3 protein-coding genes are annotated in these 4,109 nt (G+C 47.7%); 2 read left to right on the top strand and 1 reads right to left on the bottom strand.

Annotated elements, in window-relative coordinates:
* Together ACWVCM_RS03580 and ACWVCM_RS03575 are read left to right on the top strand one after the other, a co-directional pair.
* On the top strand, positions 1–2,032 hold a 2,032-nt coding region (locus ACWVCM_RS03580; RefSeq protein WP_455200339.1), incomplete at its 5' end, for a S8 family serine peptidase.
* Between the two features lie 218 nt (positions 2,033–2,250).
* Positions 2,251–2,601 (top strand): hypothetical protein, encoded by a 351-nt coding sequence (locus ACWVCM_RS03575; protein WP_455200338.1) that lies wholly within the window; start codon positions 2,251–2,253, stop codon positions 2,599–2,601.
* Positions 2,602–2,633: 32 nt separating this feature from the next.
* Here the strand turns inward: ACWVCM_RS03575 and ACWVCM_RS03570 are convergent, their stop codons facing one another.
* The gene (locus tag ACWVCM_RS03570; RefSeq protein WP_455200337.1) at positions 2,634–4,076 is read right to left on the bottom strand and encodes a DUF2779 domain-containing protein; all 1,443 of its coding nucleotides are present in this window, start codon (positions 4,074–4,076) and stop codon (positions 2,634–2,636) included.
* Between the last annotated feature and the right edge of the window lie 33 nt (positions 4,077–4,109).

Raw genomic sequence — 4,109 nt, 5'->3', positions numbered from 1 at the left:
GGACATTGAAACAGGTAGCAGCAATCCGGTTTTAGTGGCAGTACTGGACTCCGGTATCGACTTTAATCACCAGGATTTACAATCCAACATTTGGCGTAATCCCAATGAAGTTGCAAACAATGGCATTGATGATGACGGCAATGGTTTTGTCGATGACATCAACGGTTGGGATTTTGTGAACAACGATAACAATCCACAGGATGACTTGAACCACGGCACCCATGTGAGTGGCACGATTGCCGCCGTCGGCAACAACGGCATTGGTGTGACCGGTGTCAGCTGGACAGCGCAAATATTGCCAGTCAAGTTTCTCAATCGCTTTGGCCAGGGTTCTACGGCGAATGCCATACGGGCTTTGAATTATGCAGTAGCACTGGGTGCGCGAGTCAGCAATCTGAGCTATGGTGGTACTGCATTCAGTCAGGCGCTCTATGACACAATCGCTGCTGCCAACAACGCAGGTCACATCGTAGTAGCTGCAGCGGGCAACAGCAGCAATAATTCCGACAACTTTCCCATTTACCCGGCGGCTTATAACTTACCCAACATTATTTCTGTGGCGGCGACCGGTGCCAACGACCAGTTAGCCAACTTTTCCAACTTTGGTGCAGTCACAGTTGATCTGGCGGCACCCGGCGTGAATACATTAAGTACCGTGCCTTTTAACAATTACGCCACCATGAACGGTACTTCCATGTCGACACCGCATGTTACCGGTGTAGTTTCTTTGTTATTGGCAAAACAGCCAGGCCTCACGCCAGCAGATGTAAAATCAGCACTACTAAGTACGGTTGATCTATTACCCTCTCTAGCGGGCCGCACCGTATCTGGTGGCCGCGTAAACGCATTTCAGGCCTTATCTACGCTGGCACCACAAATAGCGGTTACTACTGTTAACGGAGTTATGGAGTTTGCGGTAAGCGAAACGGCTGCTTTAGTGGCCAGTGGTGGCACCGCCCCCTATGTCTGGTCAAGCTCCAATCCTTCTGTAGCAGTGATTGATACCACGGGTCACTTCACTGCGTTGGCACCAGGTGTAGTACAAATCACCGCAACCGACAGTAATAACAACACGGGCACCAGTGCCGCTATCACCGTCACACAAATGACCGTAACACCCAACAGTGGCTCGGTCGGTGTCGGTCAATCACTACGATTCTCTGCCAGTGGCGGTGTTGCCCCCTACGCCTACAGCGTAAACAATCCCACAGTGGCCAGCATCAATGCCATAACCGGTGAACTTACCGCCCTGGCCGTAGGAACTACGACGGTGAACGTCATTGATAACGCCGGCAATAGTGTAAGCTCCAGTACCATTACCGTCTCTGATATTAGCCTGACACCACAAACAGGGTTGATCGGTGTTAGCGACAGTCTGCAGTTCAATGCGGCAGGTGGTGTCCCGCCTTTCACCTGGTCCAGTTCCAGTCCAGCCATAGCAGGCATTGCTGCCAATGGACTGCTTAGCGGGCTTGCGGCCGGTACTACTACCGTAACTGTAACGGACTCTCTCGGCATGACAGTGAATTCCGGGCCTGTAGAAGTACGCGCTGTTTCGGTGGCACCGCAATCTGGCACGCTGCTGATCGGTGATAGCTTACAGTTATCTACCAGCGGCGGTAATCCACCGTATACCTGGTCAGTTAGTGATACCACTATTGCCACTATTGATGCTAACGGTTTATTGACAGCATCTGCCGTGGGTACAATCACTGCAAGTGTTACCGATGCAGATGGCTTCGCCACCACAACCGGTTCCATTACAATTACCGACGTTGTAGTGACCATCGATGTCTCACCAGCCATCGCCAGTGTTAATCGTTTTAACTGGGTACTGTTCTCTGCAATTGGTGGTACTGGTCCTTATACCTTCAGCCTCAGTAATCCTGCAGCAGGTACTATCAATGCCACAACGGGCTGGTTCCGGGCAACGGGCGCAATCGGCGAAACCACCAGTATAATTGCCACTGACGCCAACGGCGATCAGGGTGAATCCGGAATCGTTAGCATAAATGGCTTTGGTCACCATTAAACAGCAGAATAATACACTCACGGTAACTACTGTTACACGCACACAGACAGAGCCATACAAATGGCTCTGCTTCTTTTTAGTACACCGTAAATACAGAGCAAAAACTCTGCTTTGCTTGATAAGCATCAAGCACAGTCCACGTGAAATTTTCTATATTAATGATGAACATCCACTTGGATTATTCGTTGATATCAGTTTGATTAAAGGTGGCTAATCGTATGAAACCTATACTTACCGTAGAATTTAGCGCCAAAGCAGGCGACACCGAGTTCAAGGAAGAAAGCGTACCACTTCATAATGCTGAAGAGTTTTTCGCGTTCGTGGCACCAGGTGGTGGTTGCGAAAAAATACCAGACGAAGTCGGTGAAATTCGCATGGTATTTTTTCCACCCGAGCATAAAAACACGCAAAATCCTGTTGCCGATATCCCCGTTACCCTGCAACTGGGCATGGTGTTTTTTAATGGACCCTTAGCGGAAGTCGTGCAAACTTCTGATCAGCTACTCGATAAAGCAGGTCGCGGTGAACTTTCAGAATCTTTCCTTAAGGTAATAGGAACAGGCGCCTGACGCGTGACAGGACATGACAGGAGAGATTTGCGTTAAACCGAACGCATGCGATCCATAATTTTAACCATGGCCAGCGTATCCAACGCGCAATAGGCTTTCATATCTTTAATTAGACGATCCTTTCCTGGCGAATCCAGCATGCCATTATAAATTTGTAAATAGGCCTGCTGCGCCTGGGTACCATCCTGCACTTCCCCCACTGATTCGTAACTCAACTCCGGCACAAGGCAAGGTAAAACCTTTTTAATTGACCAGGATCCTTTCATCTCCGGATGGTAATAATGTTTTCTAACGACAGGTAATAAATCGAATACTCGGATATTGATTGCCAGTAACGCTTCCGATAAATCTTCAAACCGTTCTGCCAGCTCCCTGATAATTCTTTTTTCAAATGACTGGTTATATACAATCACTGGCCCGAAATCGCCGCATACCTTAATTAAGGCCTCGGCAAACTGCCGCCGCGGATCAAGACCAGTTACGTCAAGGAATTCCTCATGAATCCGCTCATCATTTTCATCTAGAATGTGACAGGAAAACTGAAAGGGAATCTGCTGGTAAGGTCTGGTGCCTGTCCATACCGGAATAGCAAACTGAATACATTCAAAATCCAGAAAATAGCGTGGATACTCAAGTTGATTCAGAATGTGTGCTACCTGAGTATCCAGTTCTGGCTCGCCTTGAACTGTTATATTCCGCACCCGGAGATGGGTTTCACTTTTTAACACCTCTACCGGCACATTGCGTAAGTCATAAATACCCTGCGCAATCATCTCACTGGCAACTTTATGGCCATTCGGTAGTAAAGAAACCGGATACCTGGCGTCATGCGCCTCACAAAACGGTTTATATTCACAAAGATGGGGATTATTGCAATGACTACCTACATGAATGTCAGGCTGCGGTTCAACAACTGTTTTTCGCGCCTTGTTAATAAAATTCCCGATAAACGCTATGTGAGCGTTAACTTTATCGGTAATCTCCTCAACGTTGAACAAATCAGAATAGTCATGATCACCCTGATATACAAAACCGGAGTTGATATGCATTAGCTTGAAACGATTGATTTGCAGCCCTGAATTCAACGCCACCCATGCCTGAATGGTAACATCATCGATATGATGATCCTTTACACCGCTGGCCGCTTTTATTTCTATCAGGCTCCAGGCGTTACCTTCACGCTGGAGTACATCCACATAGACCTCCACATCTTCAAAATTCAATGCCGCCTGAAATATGGCTTTGACCGATTGGTCCGCCATCAACTCCTGTGTATATTTGAACGGATCAAGCTTGCCGCGATTTTCAATAGAAGCTGCGTCGACAAACTCTCGGCGCGCGTGCTCCTCGACCACTTCTCCAGTGACCATCATTGGTGAGACGACGGGTGTCGAAAGTTCCGGATGATGTATTTTTAAATACAAATGTTTGGCGCACTGTAAGCCGGCAAGAATACTGGTTTTGGAAAAACGCATTTTATTGTTCCATTATTATTAATTGTTCCGTTT

It is taken from the genome of Kaarinaea lacus (genome assembly GCF_975902315.1).
The sequence above is the reverse complement of the archived record's forward strand: the minus strand, read 5'-3'. Positions and strand labels throughout refer to the sequence as shown.